The organism is Bradyrhizobium cenepequi (assembly GCF_020329485.1).
Classification (GTDB): Bacteria; Pseudomonadota; Alphaproteobacteria; order Rhizobiales; family Xanthobacteraceae; genus Bradyrhizobium; species Bradyrhizobium cenepequi.
In genome coordinates, this window is record NZ_JAGKJI010000003.1 from 212,502 (window position 1) to 233,515 (window position 21,014).

Genomic DNA, 21,014 nt, shown 5'->3' on the forward strand with positions numbered 1-21,014 from the left:
GACGATGCGCTCGTTCCTGTTTGTTCCCGGCGACAGTGTCCGGAAATTCGAAAGTGCGAAGAAGACGGCCGCGGACGCGCTGATCCTCGATCTCGAGGATTCGATCGCGCCAGACCAGAAAGTGGCGGCGCGGGGCATCACGCGCGAAATGCTGAATTCCCGCAATCCGGATCAGAAGATCTATATCCGCGTCAACGCGCTCGATACCGACATGACATTGGGCGATCTCGCAGCCGTCATGCCGGGGAAACCCGATGGCATCGTCCTGCCGAAATGTGCCGGGGCTACCGACGTAAACAAGCTCGCGCTTTACCTCGATGCGTTCGAAGCGACGTCCAATATCGAGCAGGGCACGACGCGCATTGTGACCGTTGCGACCGAGACGGCGCGCGCGGTGCTGAAACTGCTCGACTTCGAGAACATGAGCCCGCGGCTGTGGGGCATGATGTGGGGCGCCGAAGACCTCGCAGCTTCGCTCGGAGCCTCGCGCAACCGCACCAATGGCCGCTTTCACAGCCCGTTCTGGCTGGCGCGCGATCTCTGCCTGATCAGCGCGGCCGCCGCCGGCGTCGTCGCCATCGATACGATCGCGACCGACATCAACGATCTCGACGCGCTGCGGGAGGAATGCATCACGGCGCGGCAGGACGGTTTCCTGGCAAAGGCGGTGATCCATCCAAAGCATGTCGACGTCGTCAATGCCGCCTTCATGCCGACCGATGAGGAGATCGCGTGGTCGGAGCGCGTCGTTGCAGTGTTTGCGGGCAATCCGTCCGGCGTGGTGAAGATGGATGGCAAGATGCTGGACAAACCGCATTTGCGCGCCGCGGAGAAGATCCTGGCGCTGCGGCGGGATAAGGTGCGTGGTGCGTAGGGTGGGCAAAGCGCAGCGTGCCCACCATTTACGGTCGGTGCTAGAAGAGGTGGGCACGCTGCGCTTTGCCCACCCTACGAATCTGAGTTGATCAGCGCACCCTCGGCGACAAGCTGCGCTATCTCATCCTCCGAAAATCCTGCTTCGCGCAAGATTTCCTCGCCGTGTTCGCCGAGCCGCGGTGGATGACGGCGGATCGAGGGCGGGGTTTTGCTCCAGGTCGCGGCGGGGCCGGCGACGCGGAGTGTTCCTTCGGTCGGATGCTCGATGGACTGGATGAGTCCGACCGCGGCGAGATGGGGATCGTCGATCAGGCTGTCGAGATCGTGCAGGGGAGCGTGCGGAATGTCGGCCTCTTCGAACAAGTTCATCCATTCGGCGGTGCTGCGGGTCTTCATCACTTTTGAAAACCAGTCGTAGACGAAATCATAGTTGCGTGTGCGCGCCGAAATGCCGTTCAGCCGAGGATCGCGATCGGCTTCGTTCTTCAGGCCGATCTCGCGGAAGAAGGCGTCCCACTGCTTGTCGGAATAAACTAGCGCGCAGATATAACCGTCGCTGGTCTGGTAAGGACTGCGGTCCGGCGACAGCAATCGCGAATAGCCGGGCGGGCCGATCGGCGGCTCGAAACTCCGGCCGGCCATGTGGTCGCCGAGCACGAACTGCGCCATGGTCTCGAACATTGGGATTTCGATCGCCTGACCTTCGCCGGTACGGTCGCGATGGATCAACGCGACGAGGATCGCGTGCGTGGCGTTCAGGCCGACGATACGGTCGGCCATCGTGGCCGGCGAGTAGCGTGGTTCGCCGGTGATCTTGCCGGTGAGCGCCGGCAGCGCCGTCAGTCCCTGGATCAGATCATCGTAGGCCGGTCGCCCGGCATAGGGGCCGGTCTCTCCGAAGCCGTGCAGGCTCGCATAGACCAGCCTCGGATTGACCGCGAGCAGATCATCGGCGCCGAGCTTCAGACGCGCCATAGCGGCCGGCCGGACATTGTGAACGAAGACGTCGGCCGTCGATGCGAGGCGTAACAGCGCCTCACGCCCACCCGACGTCTTCAGATCGAGCACGATGGAACGCTTGTTACGGTTGCCCTGCAGGTACATCGCGCCCATTTTTGGATGGCGCATCGGCGCGGCATGGCGCATCACGTCGCCATCTGGACTTTCCACCTTGATCACGTCGGCGCCATAGTCGCCAAGGATCATGGTCGCATAGGGACCCATCATGACGCTGGTGAGATCGATCACCTTGAAGCCGGCGAGGGGACCTGCCGGCTTCGCTGCGTGGTCTTGGGCACGCGCGCTCAACGGCCTGCAGCCAAAGCTTCGGTGAAGGCCTTGAACACCTCGGTGCCCGGCTTGCCGCGCTTGTTGATGTCCTTCACCCAATCCTCGGCGACGGATTTGAAGGCGGTGTCGAACTGCTTCTTGTCATCAGCGCTGAAGTTGATGACTTTCATGCCTTGCGACTTGATCTTCTCGGTCGCAGCCTTCTCGCCGTCCTCGAACCGCTTGCAGCCTTCGCGCGTGGTCTGTTCGCCGGCTTCGACCAGCGCCTTGCGTACCTTCTCGGGCAACGACCGGAACTTCGCCTCGCCCATCGAATAGGTGAAGATCGCTGTGCCGAAATTGAGCCCTTCGGTACCGGATTTCAGGATCTTGCCGAAATCGTAGGAAACCGAGCTTTGGTAGGAGAAGATCAGCCCGTCGAGCGTGCCGCGGGTGAGCGATTCATAGATTTCTGGCGCCGCCATCCGCACCGGCACCGCGCCGATCGAGCGCGTCATCAGGTCCATCGCGCCACCGGTAGTGCGGATCTTCAGGCCTTCGAGATCCTTCGCGGTCTTGATCTCGCGGCTGTTGGCGAGCTGGATCTGATAGGCGGGCAGCGCGATCGTCACCAGCGGGCGGAGCTGGTTCGGCGCGAATTCCTTGGTCTCGAGGATGTCGCCATTGTGCGAGATCTTGTAGAACGCGATCGACCCCTGGCATTCGGTCTCAAAGATGCCGGGCAGCTCGGCGACCGCGGTCAGCGGGTATTTGTCCGATGAATAGGAGGGCACCACATAGGAAACGTCGGCGACGCCGGCGACAGTGATCTGCGCCATGTCCTTGGCTTTGCCGAGCTGCTCGGCGGGGAAGTGCTGGAAGGTGACCTGGCCGTTGGTCATCTTGGTCACAAGCTCGGAGAACGGCTTGCCAACCAGCTCGTGGATGACATGGCCGTTGGGCAGGCTGTCGGCGAGGCGCAACGTGATTTTTTCTTGGGCGGCGCTTGGAGACGTCACGGCCGCAATTGTCAGCGCAGCAAGGACGAAGCGTCTCTGCAGACGAAAGTTCATTTTGTTTTCTCTCCCTTTCTTTATGTCAGTAGCCCATCTTCATCGGCAGCCACAGGATGATCATCGGCCAGATCACCAGGACAGCGATTGCGATCAGGTGGGCGATGAAATGCGGAAGAACGCCGTGAAACACCTCGCCGACCGGGCGCCCGGAATAGCGGGCCACCACGAAGCAGTTCAGCCCCACTGGCGGCGTGATCATGCCGACTTCGGCGGTGACAATCTTGATGACGCCGAACCAGAGCGGATCATAGCCGAGTGACTTGATCAGCGGCAGCACGATCGGCACCGTCAGCACCAGGATCGCGATCTGGTCCATGAAGGAGCCGAGCACGATATAGCCGAACAGGATGATAGTGAGGATCAGCCAGGGCGGCACCTGCAAGCCGCCGACCCAGGTGACCAGGCTCTGCGTCACCTGCGTCAGCGTGAAGAAGTAGCCGAAGATCGAGGCGCCAAACAGGATCATCGCGATCATGCAGGTGCCATGCGCTGAGCGCAGCAGCGCGGCGCGCAGGCTCTTCCAGCTGATCTTGCCCTTCCAGAGCGCGAGGACGAACGCGCCGAAGGCGCCGAGCGCGGAGGCTTCGGTCGGCGTAGCAACGCCGGTATAGATCACGCCGGTCACCATGCCGAACAGCAGCAGCATCGGGCCGACCACCTGGAGCATGCGGAGTTTCTCCGCGAGCGAGACCGGCGGAGCCGACGGCGCGCGTGATGGATCCTGCCAGGCCAGGAACCAGACTGTCGCGATGATGGTGAAGGTGACGAGGATACCTGGAATGACGCCGCCGATCAGCAGCGCGCCGATATTCACTTCGGCGAGCAGGCCATAGATGACGAGCGCCACGGATGGCGGGATCAGCATTGCCAGCGTGCCCGAGATCGCCACCACGCCGGCCGCCATTTTCGGCTCATATCCCTGCTTGAGCATCGCCGGCAGGCTGGTTGCTGACAGCGTTGCAGCGGAAGCGGTGCTGGTGCCGCAGATCGCGCCGAAGCCGGCGCCGGCGAGCGCGGTCGCCATGCCGAGCCCGCCCGGGATGCGTCCGACCCAGGCGGCGGTCGCCTTGAATAGATCGTCGGCGATGCCGCTGACCAGCACGAACTCCGCCATCAGCAGGAACATCGGGATGGTGATGAGCTCGTAGGAGGTCACTGCAGACAACGGCGCGGTCTGCAGAATGCCTGACAGCATCGGCATGCCGCCGATCAGATAGAGACCGAGCACCCCCGAACCGGCCATGGCAAAGCCAACCGGCGTGCCGATCGCAAGCAGAACGAACAGCACGATCATCGCGAGCGTGAGTGTCATTCGAAGGTTTCCCCAGTGGTGTGCGACGACGGCAGCGCGATCAACGCGCGGCCGGTGGCCAGCGAGAGGAGGTGACCGATCAGGTGCAGCGCAAGGCGCAGCGTGATCAGCCCGGCCCCAAAGGGGACGAGCGCAATCGACGGCCACATCGGCCAGGGAATGGCGCCTGCCATGACGTCGGCAGACTGGAAACTGTCGACGGCACGGAGGAAGCCGAGATAGGCGATCAGGGTAAACACCATGATGCCGACGATGCAGGTGATGATCTCGGAGATGCGGATCATCGCTGGCGAGAACTTCTGCTGCAGGATATCGACGCTCACATGGGCATGGCTCGCATAGGCTTCCGACAGCACCAGGAAGAAGATGCCGGCCATCAGATAGAGCGAGATCAGGTCATAGGCCCAGGAGAATGGCTTGTTGAATGCGTAGCGCATGATGACATCGCCGAACACGATGATCATGATGGCGAACATGAACGCTGCCGCCACGGTGGAGGCGATCTTCTCGATCGTCGCCAGCGCCTTCAATATTCCGTCGAGCAAAATTAGCTCCCCCGAGTTTACTTGGCCGGAACGGCCGCCACTGCGGCGTCAAACTCCTTCAGCGCCTCGCTGCCGCGCTTGCCGCGCGCGTCGAGGCCTTCCGACCAGGTCTTGCCGACGCCCTTCATCAGGTTCTTGAATTTCGCGCTGGCGTCAGGCGACAGCGTCTCGAACTTGACGCCTGCGGCCTCCATCGATCTCTTGGTCTCGTCGTCCGATTTCTGGACCTGCTGGCAAGCGGAGGGAATGATCTCCTCGGCGACATCGACCATCGCCTTCTGCACTTCGGGCGAAAGCTTCTTCCAGACGGTTTCGCTGATCGAATAGGCGACGACGAAACTGGCAAAGCCCAATCCATCGGTCGAGTATTTCACGAGCTTGTCGGCGCCATAGGCGACCACGCTTTCGAGCGGGAACAGGAGCCCGTCCATGGTGCCGCGCGACAGCGATTCATAGGCATCGGGCGCTGCCATGCGCACCGGCACCGCGCCAATCGCGCGCAGCGTGAGGTCCTGCGCGCCGCCCGTGGAACGCAGCTTCAGGCCGGCGACATCGCCGACATCCTTGACCGGCTGCTTGACGGTGAAGATGCGATATTGCGGCAGGCTGACCGCGAGCAGCAGGCGGATATTGTTGGCGGTATAATCCTGCTGCGCAATGACGCCGTTCCGCGCGAGCTTCCAATAGGCCAGCGTCCCCTGGCAGGAGTGCTCAAACGCGCCCGGCAGCATCGCGACTTCCGACACCGGCATTTTGTCGGAGACATAGGCCGGCGCGACATAGCCAATATCGGCGACACCGGTCTGCGTCAGCTTCAGCATGTCGGCGGCCTTGCCAAGCTGCTGCGCCGGATAGTGCTCGAAGGTCACCGCGTTGTTGGTGCGCTTCTTGACCTCCTCCATCCAGGGCTCGAGGACGAGCTTGACGAGGTAATGGCCCTTTGGAAAGGAATCCGCCACCCGCAGGTGAAGCGGTTCGGCGGCCTGCGCCAGAACTGTCGATGCAGCCAGGAAAGCGCAACCGACAAGGGTCCGCCCGATCGCTACCATATATCCTCCCTGAGACGTGTTGTTGTTGGAAGTAGCTGCGCATAAACGAAATTGATCGTCAAGAACGGCGCGCAAGCTGAAGACGCTAACCGCCACAACCGGAAAGCGCGGCCCGCGCGGGCGCGAATTGACTTTGCGGAGGGATCGGCCGCAAATGCACCAACCAACATCACGAGGAACACACCATGGTTGACGCGCTGATCATTGATGCATGCAGGACGCCGCGAGGCATCGGCAAGGCGGGCAAAGGCGCGCTGTCAGGCATCCATCCGCAGCAGCTCGGCGCCACGGTGCTGCGCACGCTGGCCGATCGCACCGGCATCGATACCGCAGATGTCGACGACATCATCTGGGGCACCAGTTCCCAGCGCGGCGCGCAGAGCGGCGATCTCGGCCGCATGTCGGCGCTGGATGCCGGCTACGACGTGAAGGCGAGTGGCGTCACGCTCGATCGCTTCTGCGGTTCCGGCATCACCAGCGTCAACATGGCCGCCGCTGCGATCATGTCGGGCTCCGAGGATCTCGTGATCGCCGGCGGCACGGAAATGATGTCGATGGAGGGGCGGCGCGGCGAGGGGCCGTTCATGATGGATGCCGGCAATCTTCGCCTGCGCGCAAGGCATCCGCAATCGCACCAAGGCGTCTGCGCCGACGCGGTGGCGACGCTCGAGGGCATCACGCGACGGGATGTCGACGAATTCGGGGTGGAGAGCCAGAAACGTGCGGCAGCCGCGATCAAAGGCGGCCATTTCGACAAGAGCCTGGTTCCGGTCTATCGCGAGGATGGCACGCTTGCGCTCGACAAGGAGGAATATCCGCGGCCGCAGACCACGCTGGAAGGGCTCGCGGCGCTGAAGCCTGCCTTTCCGGCGATCGCCGATTATGCCCTCGATGACAAGGGCACGACCTATCGCAAGCTGATCGTGGAGAAATATCCCTATCTCGACATCGACTTTGTCCATCACGCGGGAAATTCGTCCGGCGTGGTCGACGGCTCCGCCGCGATCCTGTTGGCATCGCCCAACTACGCCAGGAGCCACGGCCTGAAGCCGCGGGCGCGCGTGGTCGCGATGGCCAATATGGGGGATTCGCCGACGTTGATGCTGAACGCGCCGGTGCCGGCGGCACGCAAGGTGCTGGCCAAGGCCGGGCTGACGCTCGACGACATCGACCTGTTCGAGATCAACGAAGCCTTTGCCGTGGTCGCAGAGAAATTCATCCGCGACCTCAAGCTCGATCGCGAGAAGGTCAACGTCAATGGCGGCGCGATCGCGCTCGGTCATCCGATCGGCGCGACCGGCTCGATCCTGATCGGCACGATGCTGGACGAGCTGGAGCGGCGTGATCTCAAGCGCGGTCTGGTGACGATGTGTGCCGCCGGCGGCATGGCGCCCGCAATCATCATCGAGCGGGTATGACGGGGACGATTCAAGCACGGCGAAACTGCAGCTCGTGTGCCACGTCTTCGGTAAAGCGCTTTCGATTCTGATCGAGTCAGAGCCGAAACCAGCACGCGACTCGATCTGAGGCCCGATCATGACGAGCGCCAAATATTGCGCCAGCAGAACTGCCGACCCTTTTTCAAAATGAACGATCTGGCCGCGGATCGCCGCGGGGGGAGTGAAATTTGATCGGACAATTCCGGGATGAAGCTCTAAACTCATTACGATAATCTTCCTGTCGGGACCCCGGCTGCGGCAAGCCGTTGCCTGGCTCCCGACCAAGGCGATCCTTGTCCGCTGAAGTGTCGTTCCAACACGCCCTCGCAGTAACAACGTCACGGCTTCGCGATGAACATCCTCGATCCGCAAGGTCCGATCGCCGCTGCCCAGAAGACAATTCTGATCGATTCGATCGGGATCATGCTGGCGATCGTCCTGCCGACCATCGCTGCCATCTTTGCCTTTGCATTCTGGTTTCGCGAGTCCAATCCACGGGCAACCTATCAACCTCATTGGGCGTATTCCGGCCGCCTCGAGCTCGTCGTGTGGTCGATCCCGACGCTGACGATTATCCTGCTCGGCGGCGTCGCATGGATCGGATCGCATCAACTGGATCCTGCCCGGCCGATTGATGGGACCGGCGCGCCGGTTCGTATCCAGGTCGTGTCGCTCGATTGGAAATGGCTCTTCATCTACCCGGACCAGAGGATTGCGACGGTCAACACGTTGACGGTGCCCGTTGGCTCTCCCCTCGATCTTGAACTGACCTCTGGCAGCGTGATGAATGCGTTCTTCATCCCGCAGCTTGGCAGCATGATCTACACGATGAATGGCATGATGACGCGGTTGAAGCTGCGGGCCGACAATCCAGGCACCCTTCAGGGCCTGTCATCCCATTTCAGCGGGGATGGTTTTCCCAATATGATGTTCGACGTTCAGGTCGTACCGCAGCTTGAGTTTCCTGATTGGGTTGCACGAACGGCCCAGACGGATCGTGTCTTGAACGCGGAGAGCTATGGAAAGCTCGCCCAGCAATCAGTCGAGACGGCGACATCGACCTATCGGCTCGAAGATCCGCGGCTGTTCCACGCCATCGTGACCCAGCAGATACCCGCTGGTCCAGGACCGAAGCTGACCTCGGAAAGCGTCCAGCCGCATATCGGAGACCATGATGTTCGGTAAGCTGAGCTGGTCCGCCATTCCGATCGATCAGCCGATTCCGATGATCGCCTCTGGGGTGGTCGCGCTCGTCATTCTCGGCGTTCTCGCTTGGGTCGTCCTTGCCGGCCACCTGCCATATCTCTGGCGCGAATGGATCACCAGCGTCGACCACAAGCGGATCGGTGTCATGTACACCTTGCTCGCCATGGTTATGCTGCTGCGCGGATTTTCCGACGCGCTGATGATGCGGTCGCAGCAGGCGGTTGCGTTCCAGTCGCAAGGCTATTTGCCGCCGGAGCACTATAACCAGATCTTCTCCGCGCACGGCACCATCATGATCTTCTTCGTGGCGATGCCATTCGTGATCGGGTTGATGAATCTGGTGGTGCCGCTGCAACTCGGCGTGCGCGACGTGGCGTTTCCGACCCTGAATTCCGTCGGCTTCTGGCTCACGGCGACAGGCGCGCTGCTGGTCAACATCTCGCTCGTGGTAGGCGAGTTCGCGCGCACCGGATGGCTGCCTTATCCGCCGCTGTCGGAACTCACTTATTCTCCGGGTGTGGGCGTCGACTATTATCTCTGGGCGCTCCAGATCTCCGGCGTCGGCACGCTCGTTGCCGGCATCAATCTCGTCACCACCGTGCTGAAGCTGCGCACCAGGGGCATGACATATTTGCGCATGCCGATGTTCTGCTGGACCACGCTCGCCTCAAATCTCCTGATCGTGGCGGCGTTTCCGATCCTCACAGCAACGCTGGCGATGCTGATTCTCGATCGCTATTTCGGCTTCCATTTCTTCACCAATGAGGCCGGCGGCAACGTGATGATGTTCATGAACCTGATCTGGGCGTGGGGCCACCCGGAGGTCTACATCCTGGTGTTGCCTGCGTTCGGAATCTTCTCTGAGGTGGTCTCGACGTTTTCGGGCAAGCCGCTGTTCGGATACCGCTCGATGGTGCTCGCGACCATGGCGATCTGTGTCATCTCCTTCATGGTGTGGCTGCATCATTTCTTCACCATGGGCGCCGGTCCCACCGTCAATGCGATATTTGGGATCGCCAGCATGATCATCGCGGTGCCGACCGGCGTGAAGATCTACAATTGGCTGTTCACGATGTATGGTGGACGGATCCGCTTCGATACGCCGATGCTGTGGGCGATCGGATTCATGGTGACGTTCATCCTTGGTGGCCTCACTGGCGTGCTGGTCGCCGTGCCGCCGGCGGACTTCCTGCTTCACAACAGCCTGTTCCTGGTCGCGCATTTCCACAACGTGATCATCGGCGGCGTGCTGTTCGGCGCTTTCGCGGGCTATGCCTACTGGTTTCCGAAGGCGTTCGGATTCCGCCTGCATGAGGGACTCGGCAAGGCGGCGTTCTGGTGCTGGCTGATTGGGTTCTACGTTGCGTTCATGCCGCTCTATGCGGTCGGCTTTCTCGGCATGACGCGGCGAATGCAGCACTACGACGTTCCGGAATGGCGGCCTTGGCTCCTGATCGCTGCGGCCGGCGCCGTCATCATCCTGATCGGGATCGTCTTCCAGATCATGCAGCTTGTGGTGAGCATTCGGCATCGCGAAGAGTTGCGCGACCGCACTGGCGATCCCTGGGACGGGCGCTCGCTGGAATGGGCAACGGCCTCGCCGCCGCCAGTGTTCAATTTCGCGATTCCACCTGACGTGACCGGGGAAGATGCCTACTGGTCACTGAAGGTACATGCCAAGCAGCAGAGCCTCGGGAAGCGCGAGCCGGACTATAAGGACATCGAGATGCCGCGCAATTCCCCGACCGGCTTCGTGTGCGCCTTCTTCGCGACCATTATGGGCTTTGCGTTGATCTGGCACATCTGGTGGATGGTCGCGGCCGGCGCGATCGGCGCCTTCACTACCTTCGTCGCATTCGCATGGCGCGACCATGACGAATACGTCATCTCGGCGAACGAGGTGGCGCGCATCGACCGCGCCAATGTCGAGGAGCGGCGCGCCATGACCAGTCTTGCGGAGGCCTGAGCCATGGCCGACACGACGCTGGCATATGCACATCCCGACCCGCATCGTCTGCGCGGCATCCCACATGCGGCGGTCGTGCACGAGGGGCCAGCGCCGAAGCGGATCGTCACGGGCTTCGGCTTCTGGATATTCCTGCTTAGCGACATCGTCATGTTCTCGTGCTTCTTCGCGACCTACGCGGTCCTGGTAGACCAGACCGCAGGAGGGCCGAAGGGCTCCGAACTGTTCGATCTCAGGCGGGTCGCGGTCGAGACCGTCCTTCTGTTGCTGTCGAGCTTCACTTGCGGCCTCGCCAACATCGCGGCCGATATTCGAAACAAGCTCTGGTTCCAGGTGGGCATGGCGGCGACCTGCGTCCTCGGCCTGGCCTTCCTGTACCTCGAGGCGCGCGAGTTTGCGGATTTGGTTGCACGCGGTGCGGGGCCGACACGCAGCGCATTCCTGACGGCGTTCTTCAGTCTGGTCGGCTGCCATGGCCTGCATGTCTCTGCCGGCATCCTCTGGCTACTGACAATGATGGCGCAGGTGTTCGCGAAGGGGTTTCGGGCCGACATTGGGCGGCGCATCATGTGCTTTGCGCTGTTCTGGCACGCGCTCGATATCATCTGGGTTGCGGTATTTTCGGTGGTCTATCTGCTCGGGAGCAAGCCATGAGCGATCAGATTTCGGAACAGCACCGCATCGATCTGGCGCCGGGCGACGAAGGTGAGGGCGGCGTCGGCCTGCGCGTACTCGGCTATGTCACCGGCCTCGGCCTTGCGCTCCTGCTGACGGCAACCTCGTTCTTTATTGCCGGCACCGACCTGGTCTGGCAGCCGAGCATTCCCGTCGCCATCATCGTGCTCGCGATCGCCCAGATGGGCGTGCATCTCGTCTTTTTCCTTCACCTCACGACCGGACCCGACAACACCAACAACGTGATGGCGCTTGCCTTCGGCATGCTGATCGTTTTCCTGGTGATCGGCGGCTCGCTATGGATCATGGCGAACCTCAATCAGAACATGGTGCCGATGGACCAGATCATGCAAATGCAGCGCTAGCGTGCACGGCCCCATGGTCCGTCAGTCAGGATCGCACGCCAACCGAGGATTTCTGATCCTGCCGCTTCGACCAGCACGCGTAATAGGCGACGCAGGTCATACCGAGGATGCCGGCGGCGCTGACCAGCAGCTGCATCGCCAGTGATTTGGGGCCAGTGATCAGCACCAGGTGCCCGGCAAATGAAAGGAAGATGCCGGAGCAAAAGACCGCGAGCCATTGCCCGCCGCATTTGATGAGGGGCTGCGGGGCCCGCAATTGAAGTCCGTACCAGTCGCGAGGTACCAGCATGGTGAAGAAGAATGCCATCGCCAGCAGGTGCAACACCCGATAGGGAGCGAGGTTCTCCTTGTCGTTGGGCGGAAACGCATCGAGCACCGAGTTGGGTATCATCTCCGCCAGGGCGAGCGATTTCCCGGCCGACATGACCGCCAAGGCCACGAGCAAATAGATCAATGCGGTGGCACGCAAGGCTGGAAGCTTCTGCATCGCGCGGATCGCATGCGCGTCTCCCGCGCCACCGACCGCGAACCAGATGCCCAGCACAAACAGCAATTGCCAGCAGAACGGGTTGAGATACCAGCGTCCCTCCGGAAAGGCGGTCAGGTTCCACTCGAAGTGGCGCGCCAACAGATAGAGCGCAATGGATCCAATCATTGTCAGGCGTGGCCAGCGCGTCATGCCGAACAATACGACGGGAAGGAACGCCATCAGGACGATGGAGAGCTGCAATACGTCCAAGTTGAGCGGCTTGGCCTGTAGCAGCAGGCCACGGATCAGAACTCGAATTGGATGCTCGATGAAGTCGGTGATGTTGAATTCAACGAAGAGATCGGGCGCGGCGGACCAGGCCGCGACGTATCCGATCAGGTCGACATAGATGACGAAGAGCACCACGTAGGCTGCGTAGAGCTGCCATACCCGCTTAAAGACGCGAGTCGCTCCCACGAGGAAGCCGCGTTCCACAATGACCTTCCCGTACATGATCGCAGCGGCATAACCGATGACAAATACGAACAGCTCGGTTGCGCCGCTGAATCCAAAGTTCCGCAAAGTCAGCGCGCTGACAGCGTTATGCGGAATGTGGTCCAGGAACAGGGACCAATTCGCGATGCCGAGCAGAAGGAAGATGCGTAGATCGCCGTCGCGTGCCGCGATCTCGGCCTTCACACATGGATTCATTGAGAGCAAGACTTCACAAGTTCGGAGAAGCGAATCGCGAATCCATCGCGCCCCGCCGCTGCTCCGAATAGACATTGCGTGGGGAATATTTAGTTCGCGATTGATGAATTAAAGCCGCGGACGATCACGTTTTCGAAATTGGAATGTGATCCACCGCGATTCATGCGAGAGGCCGATCAGGCTTGCTCATGCTTGCGAAGGTCTCGGCGATGGTCGAACGCGCTCGCCTGCAGATCGGCTTCATCAGCGCTGATATCGGGGAGGGCAGCCTCGGCGAGAATATCGGCCGTCACGTCCTCGACAGCCGAATCGGAGATTTCATGGATGAAGCTGATGTTCCTATATTCGCCCGATGCAACCCGCGCGATCACTTCGCGCTTTGTGATTTCGGGATCCACGACGGCCTCGCGGCCACGTCGGCCATAATCGATCATCACGACGAAGTATTGCATGTCGGCCAAACCAGCCACCTCTCTCGACAGGAGCGATTGGCGTATAATTTCCGAAGATCAGAAATAAGTCAAGTGTGATTTCGGAAAAACAGAAGTCGGGTTTCGCCTATTTCTCCGGCTTCCGTGGCTCCAGCGCCTTGGCGGCTTTGCGGGACCGTGCGGCTGCCTTGCTGCGCAGGCGCTCGATTTGTCCGCGCGGTAAGGTCACGCAGATCTCGCCAATCCATTCGAGCTTCACCCCGTTGATCGGCTTGGCGTTGAAACTCGTAAGGTTGACCAGCGTCGGCGACTTTCCGCGCTCGATCGTCTTCAGATAACGCTCGCCTGTCTTCAAGCGAACGGCCGCTTCTTCGCCATAGAAGCTCGAGAGGGGGTGCCGCTGCTCGCGATAGACGACAATGATGTCGCCATTCTCGTATTTCGGCAGCATCGAATCGCCTGATACTTCAAGTGCGATGGTTTCCTCTGCGATCGGGAACGGTAACTCGACTTCGCCGAGCCCTTCGGGCGGCACTTGCTCATATTCCGGCTCGATCGAGGCGCCGGCGCCGACACGACCCATGATCGGCACCGAGTTGAGCTCGAGATATTCCATGATCGGTGCAATCTCCGACGCCTTGATCTGGCGTATCCCGGACAGGATTTCGGAGACCGCGCCAGGGCGAACACCCATCGCCTGCGCGAGCCCACCCTTGGTCTTGCCCGGCTTCTGCAGTCCCCGCTCGATCAATCTGTTGTCCAGCATGGCGCATCCCTCCTCGAATCCGCGAGAGACCATAGCAATTCTGATAATCAGAAATCAAGCTTGACTTTAATTTCTGAATATCCGAAATTGGCGATGCGGCGTCGGCGCCGAAGGGAAGGACAAGCATCAACAATGGAACTGACAGGCTGGGCGCCCGAACATTCGGACGCGCTGCGGGAATATTTTGCCCAAGGCATGAGCTTTGCGAAGATTGCCAACGCGATCAACGCCAGATTCAACACCGACTATACGAGAAGCGCCGCGATCGGCCGTGCCAGGCGGCTCGGTCTGACGATGCCGGACAGCTCGCCGCCAGCACCGCCGCGGCTGACGCCAGTGCCGCAGTTGAACAGGTCGAGCGAGCCACGCGAGCCAAGATCGATCGAATTCCCTTGGCCGATGCCCATGTTCGAGAAGGCGCCGCCGGTCAAGCTCCGCTGCGTCGAGATCGAGCCGCGCCACCTTTCGCTGGTGGAGCTTGAACACGGAGACTGCCGATATCCCTATGGCGGTGACAGCGATGGCGAACCCATCACCTTCTGCGGTCATCGGAGACGGCCAGGCTCAAGCTACTGCACGCCCCATTTCCACCTGAGCCGCAACCCGGAGCTCGAGACAGCCTCGTCACCGAGCGTCGCACCGCTGCACCTGGGCGAGCCGGCATAGCCGCCTTCGCACCTCCTACCTCATCAACCCTGCAAAACGACACATCTTGCCGCCTGCGAGATGGTCGCCGATCGAATTTTGCTTTGAAGGAGCCAAGCCATGCCGCGCGCCAAACGCAAGAAGCCATATCATCCCGCAACAGCGCATGACCGTCGTGCACAGGATCTGCCCTACAACGCTGAAGTTGCTGCGGTTGAGGTCGACGATCCCCTTGCGCTCGAGCCCGGGGACAAAATCGTCGCGCTGCGTTCGATCCGCAACGATCCGCTCGGACGCCTGCATTCGCATCATCAGATCGATGATGCGCAGCTTCGGGCTGGCCGCGAGTTTCAGAGTGATTGGGAGAAGGCAGAGCGCGGACCGCGCGCGGTCGACACGACAAGAGAATATGTTGACGGCGGCACGCGGCGCGAGCCGATCACCGAGGCTCAGCGCAAGGCGGTATCGCGGCTCAACCGGATCGAGCACGAGCTCGGTGCCGACGGATCGGCACTGGTGCACGAGGTCCTGATTCTCGGTATGACAATGGAGCAGGTCGGCGAGCGGCGGGGGCTGCGAACGCAGCGTTGGAACGATTATTTTGCGCGTCGTCTCAAGGAATGTCTCGACCGGCTGGCGCTGATCTACGGCTTTGCGACGCCGCATCCCGTTCCCGTCAAAAGCCTCCAGCGCTGAAGCGATGCGGCTCCACCACATCATAGGCGGCCTTGGTCAATGGCACTGCATAGTCCACCGTAAGGGCGCCGAACGGGGAGGCCCAAGTGAGGCCCATGCCAACCGAGGAGCGTACGACGTTCTTGTTAGCCACTTGCAGCGCAGTGCCGCCCACGCTGGTCGGACCGGTATAACGGAACACACTTCCGGCATCGACGAAGGCCGATGCCCTGAGGCCGTATTCGTCGGGCACGCCAGGAATTCCGCTCTGCAGTTCGGCCGTCGTCGCCCAATAGGCGCTCCCGCCAACGTTATCCATGGTGGTGCCGGGCGTCAGATCGCGTGGGCCGAAGCCGTTGGTGGTGAAACCCCGGACCATCGTCGGGCCGCCGAAAAAGCTGTTCATCGGCGGCACCTGCTGACCGCCCCAGCCGGTGACGTAGCCGCCCTGAGCGCGCACCATGGTCACCCGCGAGGTGACTGATAGTAGCGGGCGTCTTCGGAGGTGCGCAGGAACTTCACGTCGCCGCCGAGGCCGGCCAGATCCTGGCGAACGTTGGCATCGGCATAGCCCTTGCTGCGGTAGTAGAGACGCTTTCTTGCTGCGGAATATTGCCCATCCAAGTCGGTAGCCATGTCAGCCTGATATCCCGCCCTGCAAAATCCGGGTTTGGCCTGACCTCGGTGCTTCCGCTAGAACGTCGTGGCGTCGCGTTCGGCGACAAATTGTGGGCATTGCCCGTCAACCAACAATAAGAGGAAGCGCCCAACCATGACCGCTGGACCACACTTGCCCGAGCGCACGTCGCGCGCAAAGGGCGAACCGACCGCCCTCGATGGCCTGCTGGTGATCGATTTCACGCGTGTGGTCGCTGGTCCCGCTTGTACGCAGACGCTTGCCGACTTCGGCGCGAAGGTCATCAAGATCGAAAATCCGGATGGTGGCGACGACACGCGCGCCTATGAACATGCGGAAATCGGCGGCGAGAGTGCGGCCTATCTCAGCCTGAATCGCAACAAGCGGGGTATTGCGCTCGATTTCACCAATCCCGCCGCACTCGAGGTGGTGCGTGAGCTCATTAGCAAAGCTGATGTCGTGGTGGAGAATTTTTCCGGCGGCGTGATGAAGAAGTTCGGCCTCGACTATGCCTCGGTCGCACCGAGCAATCTGCGGTTGATCTATTGCTCGATCTCGGCCTATGGCCGCAAGGGCGAATTTGCCTTGCGGCCGGGCTTCGATCCGATCACGCAGGCCGAAAGCGGGTTCATGTCGCTGAACGGCTTTCCCGACGGCGAGCCGGTGAGGACCGGGCCGCCGATCGTCGACATGGCGACCGGCATGTCGGCCTGCAATGCGATCCTGCTTGCATTGCTGGCACGCGACCGGCTCGGTCGCGGCCAGCATGTCGAGGTCGCGCTGATCGACATGGCGGTGGCCATGACCGGATTCTACGGCATGGCCTATCTGATCAGCGGCCAGAACCCCGGCCGCTTCGGCAATTCTCCGAACGGTTCGCCGACGGTCGGCCTCTATCAGGCCGCCGATGGTCCGCTCTACATGGCCTGCGCCAACGACCGCCTGTACCGTCGCCTCGTCACCGAAGTGTTCGACCGACCAGATCTCATCACCCATCCCGATTTCGCGCATCGCAAGAACCGGACCGCAAACAGGGAGAAGCTGCGCGCGATCATTGCCGGCATCTTTGCCACCGACCGGCTCGAAAACTGGATGGCAAAGATGAAGAAGGCCAATATTCCCGTCGGCTATCTGCGCACGGTCGAGCAGGGGTTCAACGCGCCGGAAGTGCGCGACCGTGATCGCCTCAGCAGGATTCCGCACCCGACCGCCGGCTTTGTTCCGAACATCGAGCCGCCGATCGGGATGGGCGTTACGCCGACCGTCGATCCTGTTGCTGCGCCGCTGCTCGGCCAGCACACCGGAGACGTGCTGCGCGATACGCTCGGCTATGACGACCGCCGTATCGCAACGCTGGCCGAAGCTGGTGCGTTCGGGAAGACGGGGAAGGCAGACTGAGCGGTCCGTCGTCCGGCGGACCAGCCTGGGGCGATCTCTATCCTTGGGCTGATCTGCTCTGCGAACCTGCCAAGCCGCAGCTTCAGTTCGGCTGGCTGCGGAGATTGTTTGGACGCTCGTCCGATTCCTTGTGCTCGGCTCGATCGATCTCGAGGCGTGCCATACGGAGTATCAAGGTAGCCGTGGTCAGACCGAGGCGTTCGGCCTCCTGCGCGGCCGTCTCAACCTTCTTCGCCAAGCCGTCGCGTTTGCCTGGATATGCCATAAATTCTTCCTCTCTCAATATGCGGTTGAACAATCCCAGTGGTGTTGCGGAGCTGCAATAGATGGCTCGGAGCTCCATCGAGCGAGACGATCAGTTCCGCGCCAGGTTGGCCGGTGGCTGGGTCGCGATGGCATAGACCGCACCGCCTTCCAGCGCTTCCGATTGGTGGACCGTGCCGGCCGGGAGGAAGATGGTGTCACCGGCGCTGACGATGCGCTCGCCGCCATCCCAGGTGAAGTTGAGCCTGCCGCTGATAATCATCAGGATCTCGTCGACCGGATGGGTGTGGAAGCTGTGGATCTTGCCCGCAGCGTCGTGCTGCAATTCGATCGAGCCCTGCTCCGGAAGCAGGTTGAGGATCGCCGGATCGATCGCGAATTCGGTCTTCTGACCTGTAACAATCCTGGTCATGCCGCTTGCTCCGTGTTGCTGGTGTGAGCCGACTTGTTCTGCGCGAGCTTGGCGAATGGACAGCCCGCTACGGAATGGTTGTCGTCGAGCAGGAAATATTGCTGATACTCGCGGCCATCGGTTGCGCCGTAGCGTCCGAGCAGCGGCGAGGGACTTGTGCTGTCGTAGGGAATGAGCCGCTTACGCACTTCCGCAAACGCCGCATTGGCCGCCTTTTCCGTTCCCAGGATCTTCGCGAATACCCATCGCGGCTGGAAGGTAAGCATGAACGCGCTGGAGCGGCGGCTCTGGCGCATCACATGCGCAGGCGTGGTGCACACCACGAAGATCGGTTCGCCGGCGAAGGAGAACTCCCACATCGGGTCGTCCAACTGTTCGGGGATGTCGGTCGGCCAGGGAGACTTGTCCAGCCGCGCAAGCTGGTCGAGCGTCGACCACATCTTGCGATAATAGGCGTCCAGCGTCTGTACCGGACGTGGCCTGGTGAACATGATCAACGACGTATTGGGACCGAACGAGCGGGCCTGCGAGACATAGTGCGCGAGTTGCTCTCCGAGCACTTCGACGTCGTAGGGATCGAGGAACAGATAGCGGAGCTGGTCCTGGCGATAACCGGCTACGCCGAACACGCAGGGGAACGGCCTCGCTTCACTGCTCATCTGGGCCTCGAACTCGGCGAACATCACGCTTTGCCAGCTGCTCACCGCAAATTTCGAAGCAACTTCTCCTCTTCTCAAGAACAAACGCTCCATAACTGCCCCTATACTGTTAACGCCACTACTGAACTATCAGTTTGCTTCTCATCAACAGCGGTCCGGCAATCCCGGGCAGCGACATGAGCAGCAAAATTGCGATCAAGGCGCCGTAGCCGGCGTCACCGATCGCGGCTGTACCGTGTGCGGTTCCGATTCCGGCGAAGTGGCTCGCGACAAGCATGGCGAACCCGATGATCGGTTGCGCGATGCCGGCGAAGATTCCGGCCGCTGTCGTGTTCACGGATGCGCCGACTCCGATAAGGTCGGCAGTGTAGAGCCGCTTGGTGCATTTGAGCACGAGGGGTACCGTTCCGCCGGCGACCAGGCCGAGGGTGGTGAACACCACGGTGACGTAAACAAGGCCAAATGCCTTGGCGATCGGCGGCAGTAGCATCGCGACCAGGATCATACGTAACACGCAAATCCGGATCAGCGCGGCGTCGAGCGCGGCCGTACGGTCGGCCGCGTGACCGAGGAAGATGGAGCCGACGGCGTTGCCGATCATGAAGGCAAGCAGCGGGGTTGCGGCGGCGGTCGGCGAAATGTTGAAGAAATGCGCCACCATCGGAATGCCCCACACGCCCGACAACGTCGTTACGACCGCGAAATGGGACGCGAAGGTCATGGCGCATCCCCAATTGGCCACATGCGACAAGGATTGCCGCGCGGCGCCGATGACGCTCTTGAGCGTCTTGTTGCTGGATGACACCGGATCTGGCTTCAGCGCGAACTTGGCGGCAACGAGATTGGCGAGGCCGATAGCGGCAATAAACAGAAAGCAGGCGCGCCATCCAAATCCGGTCACAGCGGCTGCAAGCGGTGTCGTCGCGATCACGCCTCCGACATAGCCCGATACTTGCGAGATGCCCGACATGATGCCGAACCGCTCGTCCGAGAAGTTCTGCGCGACCAGCTTCAGCAGCGCGGTGAACACCAGCGCGTCGCCGCAGGCGACGATCAGACGCGCGGCGAAGACATCAAGCAGGTTCGGAGCCAGCGCAAAGGCTGCACTGCCCAGTGACGAAGCAGCCATGCTGGCCAGCACCACGCGCTTGACGCCGTAGCGGTCGACCAGAAGGCCGGCCGGAATCTGCATCAGCGTGTAGCCCCAGAAATAGCCGGAGGCGAGCATCGCGACGCCAGCGGCGTCGGTGCCGAAGTCATGCATCAGGCTCAGATTGACCGATTGCGGTGAGACGCGCTGCAGGAAAGCGATGGCGTAGGCGACGGCTACCGACCCCCAGGCCAAATAGGCACGGTCACGGAGCCTCGAGGCCGTCGGGGCGTATGCGGTTTGCTGACCCAGCATCGACATCACACCCCCGCATATCCAACCGAGAACAATGCGTCCGCTGAATCTGGAATGATGCGGGCCATCGCCGCATCGACCAGTGATGCCGTGCCACGGTAAGCCTGCCGATGGTGCCTGATGTGGCCGTAGGCGCCACGCATGATCATTGCCGGCACCTCGAGCGGTTTGCCCGGATAGAGTATCGCGCACATCTCAACGCAGGCTGCTTGCAGGGCGGAATCCCTGATGCCGTCGAGCAGCGAAGGTGTGACCTTCTCGCAGATCTTGGCATTGGCTGCCCAGACGATTGGATTGCGTGTCCGCCAACCGTAGAACAGGCCGCCAATCCCCTTTGCCGCGGAGCCTGCGCGCTTCAGCACTTCCTGGGTGAAGAAGCCGTACAGACCGCGCCCCTGATGAGCAGGAAGTACCTCGGTGCCACAGCGATAGACCGCAGGCCCGCATGACATCTGCAGCACGCGATAGACGGAAAAAGCCGCCAGTCCCAAGCTGTCAAACACAAGGATGAGGCTATACTTGCCGTCGAAGGGGGAGGAGCTTGCCGTCCAGTGCGGTTCGCTCGCCTTCCAGTTTACGGCGATGATGCCGTTCATGGCGTCCATCAGCGGCTGGCGATCGGAAGCGGAGATGCAGGACGCATCCGGAAAACTATAGACCGCATAACCGGTCCAGGGCGAGTTGATCGCCTGGTATTGGCTGCCGAGCTTTCGCACCATGGCAGAACTCCACTGTCCATGGAGAGCTATACAGGCCAGCCTCGA

Annotated in this window: 24 protein-coding genes; 9 read left to right on the forward strand and 15 right to left on the reverse strand. The window is 61.4% G+C overall.

What is annotated here, in order from left to right; all coding sequences use genetic code 11:
* Positions 1-4 precede the first annotated feature (4 nt).
* Positions 5-874, forward strand: a complete 870-nt coding sequence (locus J6497_RS06410; RefSeq protein WP_225703401.1) for an HpcH/HpaI aldolase/citrate lyase family protein — start codon at positions 5-7, stop codon at positions 872-874.
* Between the two features lie 74 nt (positions 875-948).
* On the opposite strand, the gene J6497_RS06415 is transcribed toward J6497_RS06410, so the two are convergent.
* From J6497_RS06415 to J6497_RS06435, 5 genes are read right to left on the reverse strand one after another with little or no spacing between them, the layout of a single operon-like run.
* Complete coding sequence (locus tag J6497_RS06415) at positions 949-2,184, reverse strand: CaiB/BaiF CoA transferase family protein (RefSeq protein ID WP_225703402.1); 1,236 nt, start codon at positions 2,182-2,184, stop codon at positions 949-951.
* Positions 2,181-3,218 (reverse strand): TRAP transporter substrate-binding protein, encoded by a 1,038-nt coding sequence (locus J6497_RS06420; protein ID WP_225703403.1) that lies wholly within the window; start codon positions 3,216-3,218, stop codon positions 2,181-2,183. Before J6497_RS06420 ends, J6497_RS06415 begins: the two co-directional genes overlap by 4 nt.
* Before the next feature lie 25 nt (positions 3,219-3,243).
* Entirely contained in the window at positions 3,244-4,533 is a 1,290-nt protein-coding gene (locus tag J6497_RS06425) for a TRAP transporter large permease (RefSeq protein ID WP_225703404.1), read from the reverse strand.
* A complete protein-coding gene (locus tag J6497_RS06430) occupies positions 4,530-5,078 on the reverse strand; it encodes a TRAP transporter small permease subunit (RefSeq protein WP_225703405.1) in 549 nt (182 codons plus the stop codon). The genes J6497_RS06425 and J6497_RS06430 overlap by 4 nt, the downstream gene beginning before the upstream one ends.
* 17 nt (positions 5,079-5,095) lie before the next feature.
* Positions 5,096-6,127 carry a TRAP transporter substrate-binding protein gene (locus J6497_RS06435; protein WP_225703406.1) on the reverse strand — a complete coding sequence of 344 codons (1,032 nt, stop codon included), beginning with the start codon at positions 6,125-6,127 and terminating at the stop codon, positions 5,096-5,098.
* A gap of 185 nt (positions 6,128-6,312) precedes the next feature.
* On the opposite strand from J6497_RS06435, the gene J6497_RS06440 reads away from it, so the two are divergent.
* The 5 genes from J6497_RS06440 (at position 6,313) to cyoD (ending at position 11,778) form a co-directional block, all read left to right on the forward strand.
* Positions 6,313-7,545, forward strand: a complete 1,233-nt coding sequence (locus J6497_RS06440) for an acetyl-CoA C-acetyltransferase (RefSeq protein WP_225703407.1) — start codon at positions 6,313-6,315, stop codon at positions 7,543-7,545.
* Between the two features lie 372 nt (positions 7,546-7,917).
* On the forward strand, positions 7,918-8,751 hold the full coding sequence (locus tag J6497_RS06445) for a cytochrome ubiquinol oxidase subunit II (RefSeq protein ID WP_225703408.1): 834 nt from the start codon (positions 7,918-7,920) through the stop codon (positions 8,749-8,751).
* Positions 8,741-10,738, forward strand: a complete 1,998-nt coding sequence (gene cyoB / locus J6497_RS06450; protein ID WP_225703409.1) for a cytochrome o ubiquinol oxidase subunit I — start codon at positions 8,741-8,743, stop codon at positions 10,736-10,738. Before J6497_RS06445 ends, cyoB begins: the two co-directional genes overlap by 11 nt.
* A 3-nt stretch (positions 10,739-10,741) precedes the next feature.
* Complete coding sequence (locus J6497_RS06455; RefSeq protein ID WP_225703410.1) at positions 10,742-11,392, forward strand: cytochrome (ubi)quinol oxidase subunit III; 651 nt, start codon at positions 10,742-10,744, stop codon at positions 11,390-11,392.
* A complete protein-coding gene (cyoD, locus tag J6497_RS06460) occupies positions 11,389-11,778 on the forward strand; it encodes a cytochrome o ubiquinol oxidase subunit IV (protein WP_225703411.1) in 390 nt (129 codons plus the stop codon). The genes J6497_RS06455 and cyoD overlap by 4 nt, the downstream gene beginning before the upstream one ends.
* A 25-nt stretch (positions 11,779-11,803) precedes the next feature.
* Here cyoD and J6497_RS06465 read toward each other — a convergent pair whose 3' ends face one another.
* From J6497_RS06465 to J6497_RS06475, 3 genes are all read right to left on the reverse strand, one after another.
* Positions 11,804-12,958, reverse strand: a complete 1,155-nt coding sequence (locus J6497_RS06465) for an OpgC domain-containing protein (RefSeq protein ID WP_225703412.1) — start codon at positions 12,956-12,958, stop codon at positions 11,804-11,806.
* A 176-nt stretch (positions 12,959-13,134) separates the two neighbouring features.
* Positions 13,135-13,410, reverse strand: coding sequence for a hypothetical protein (locus J6497_RS06470; RefSeq protein ID WP_225703520.1), 276 nt, complete (start codon positions 13,408-13,410; stop codon positions 13,135-13,137).
* Positions 13,411-13,516: 106 nt separating this feature from the next.
* A complete protein-coding gene (locus J6497_RS06475) occupies positions 13,517-14,155 on the reverse strand; it encodes a S24 family peptidase (protein ID WP_225703413.1) in 639 nt (212 codons plus the stop codon).
* Positions 14,156-14,287: 132 nt separating this feature from the next.
* Here J6497_RS06475 and J6497_RS06480 point away from each other — a divergent pair, with 132 nt between their 5' ends.
* Positions 14,288-14,821, forward strand: coding sequence for a GcrA family cell cycle regulator (locus J6497_RS06480; protein ID WP_225703414.1), 534 nt, complete (start codon positions 14,288-14,290; stop codon positions 14,819-14,821).
* A 99-nt stretch (positions 14,822-14,920) separates the two neighbouring features.
* A complete protein-coding gene (locus tag J6497_RS06485; protein WP_225703415.1) occupies positions 14,921-15,496 on the forward strand; it encodes a DUF6456 domain-containing protein in 576 nt (191 codons plus the stop codon).
* Here J6497_RS06485 and J6497_RS06490 read toward each other — a convergent pair.
* Positions 15,477-15,938, reverse strand: coding sequence for a BamA/TamA family outer membrane protein (locus J6497_RS06490; RefSeq protein ID WP_249793403.1), 462 nt, complete (start codon positions 15,936-15,938; stop codon positions 15,477-15,479). The genes J6497_RS06485 and J6497_RS06490 overlap by 20 nt on opposite strands.
* 2 nt (positions 15,939-15,940) lie before the next feature.
* The gene (locus J6497_RS06495) at positions 15,941-16,111 is read right to left on the reverse strand and encodes a hypothetical protein (protein WP_225703417.1); all 171 of its coding nucleotides are present in this window, start codon (positions 16,109-16,111) and stop codon (positions 15,941-15,943) included.
* 136 nt (positions 16,112-16,247) lie between these two features.
* On the opposite strand from J6497_RS06495, the gene J6497_RS06500 reads away from it, so the two are divergent.
* On the forward strand, positions 16,248-17,510 hold the full coding sequence (locus J6497_RS06500; protein WP_225703418.1) for a CaiB/BaiF CoA transferase family protein: 1,263 nt from the start codon (positions 16,248-16,250) through the stop codon (positions 17,508-17,510).
* A gap of 82 nt (positions 17,511-17,592) precedes the next feature.
* Here J6497_RS06500 and J6497_RS06505 read toward each other — a convergent pair whose 3' ends face one another.
* The 5 genes from J6497_RS06505 to J6497_RS06525 form a co-directional block, all read right to left on the reverse strand.
* Positions 17,593-17,775 (reverse strand): hypothetical protein, encoded by a 183-nt coding sequence (locus J6497_RS06505; RefSeq protein ID WP_225703419.1) that lies wholly within the window; start codon positions 17,773-17,775, stop codon positions 17,593-17,595.
* 90 nt (positions 17,776-17,865) lie between these two features.
* Entirely contained in the window at positions 17,866-18,186 is a 321-nt protein-coding gene (locus J6497_RS06510; RefSeq protein WP_225703420.1) for a cupin domain-containing protein, read from the reverse strand.
* The gene (locus J6497_RS06515; RefSeq protein ID WP_225703421.1) at positions 18,183-18,890 is read right to left on the reverse strand and encodes a YqcI/YcgG family protein; all 708 of its coding nucleotides are present in this window, start codon (positions 18,888-18,890) and stop codon (positions 18,183-18,185) included. The genes J6497_RS06510 and J6497_RS06515 overlap by 4 nt, the downstream gene beginning before the upstream one ends.
* Before the next feature lie 73 nt (positions 18,891-18,963).
* A complete protein-coding gene (locus tag J6497_RS06520) occupies positions 18,964-20,250 on the reverse strand; it encodes an MFS transporter (protein ID WP_225703422.1) in 1,287 nt (428 codons plus the stop codon).
* A 5-nt stretch (positions 20,251-20,255) separates the two neighbouring features.
* Positions 20,256-20,969 (reverse strand): hypothetical protein, encoded by a 714-nt coding sequence (locus J6497_RS06525; protein ID WP_225703423.1) that lies wholly within the window; start codon positions 20,967-20,969, stop codon positions 20,256-20,258.
* Positions 20,970-21,014: the final 45 nt, after the last annotated feature.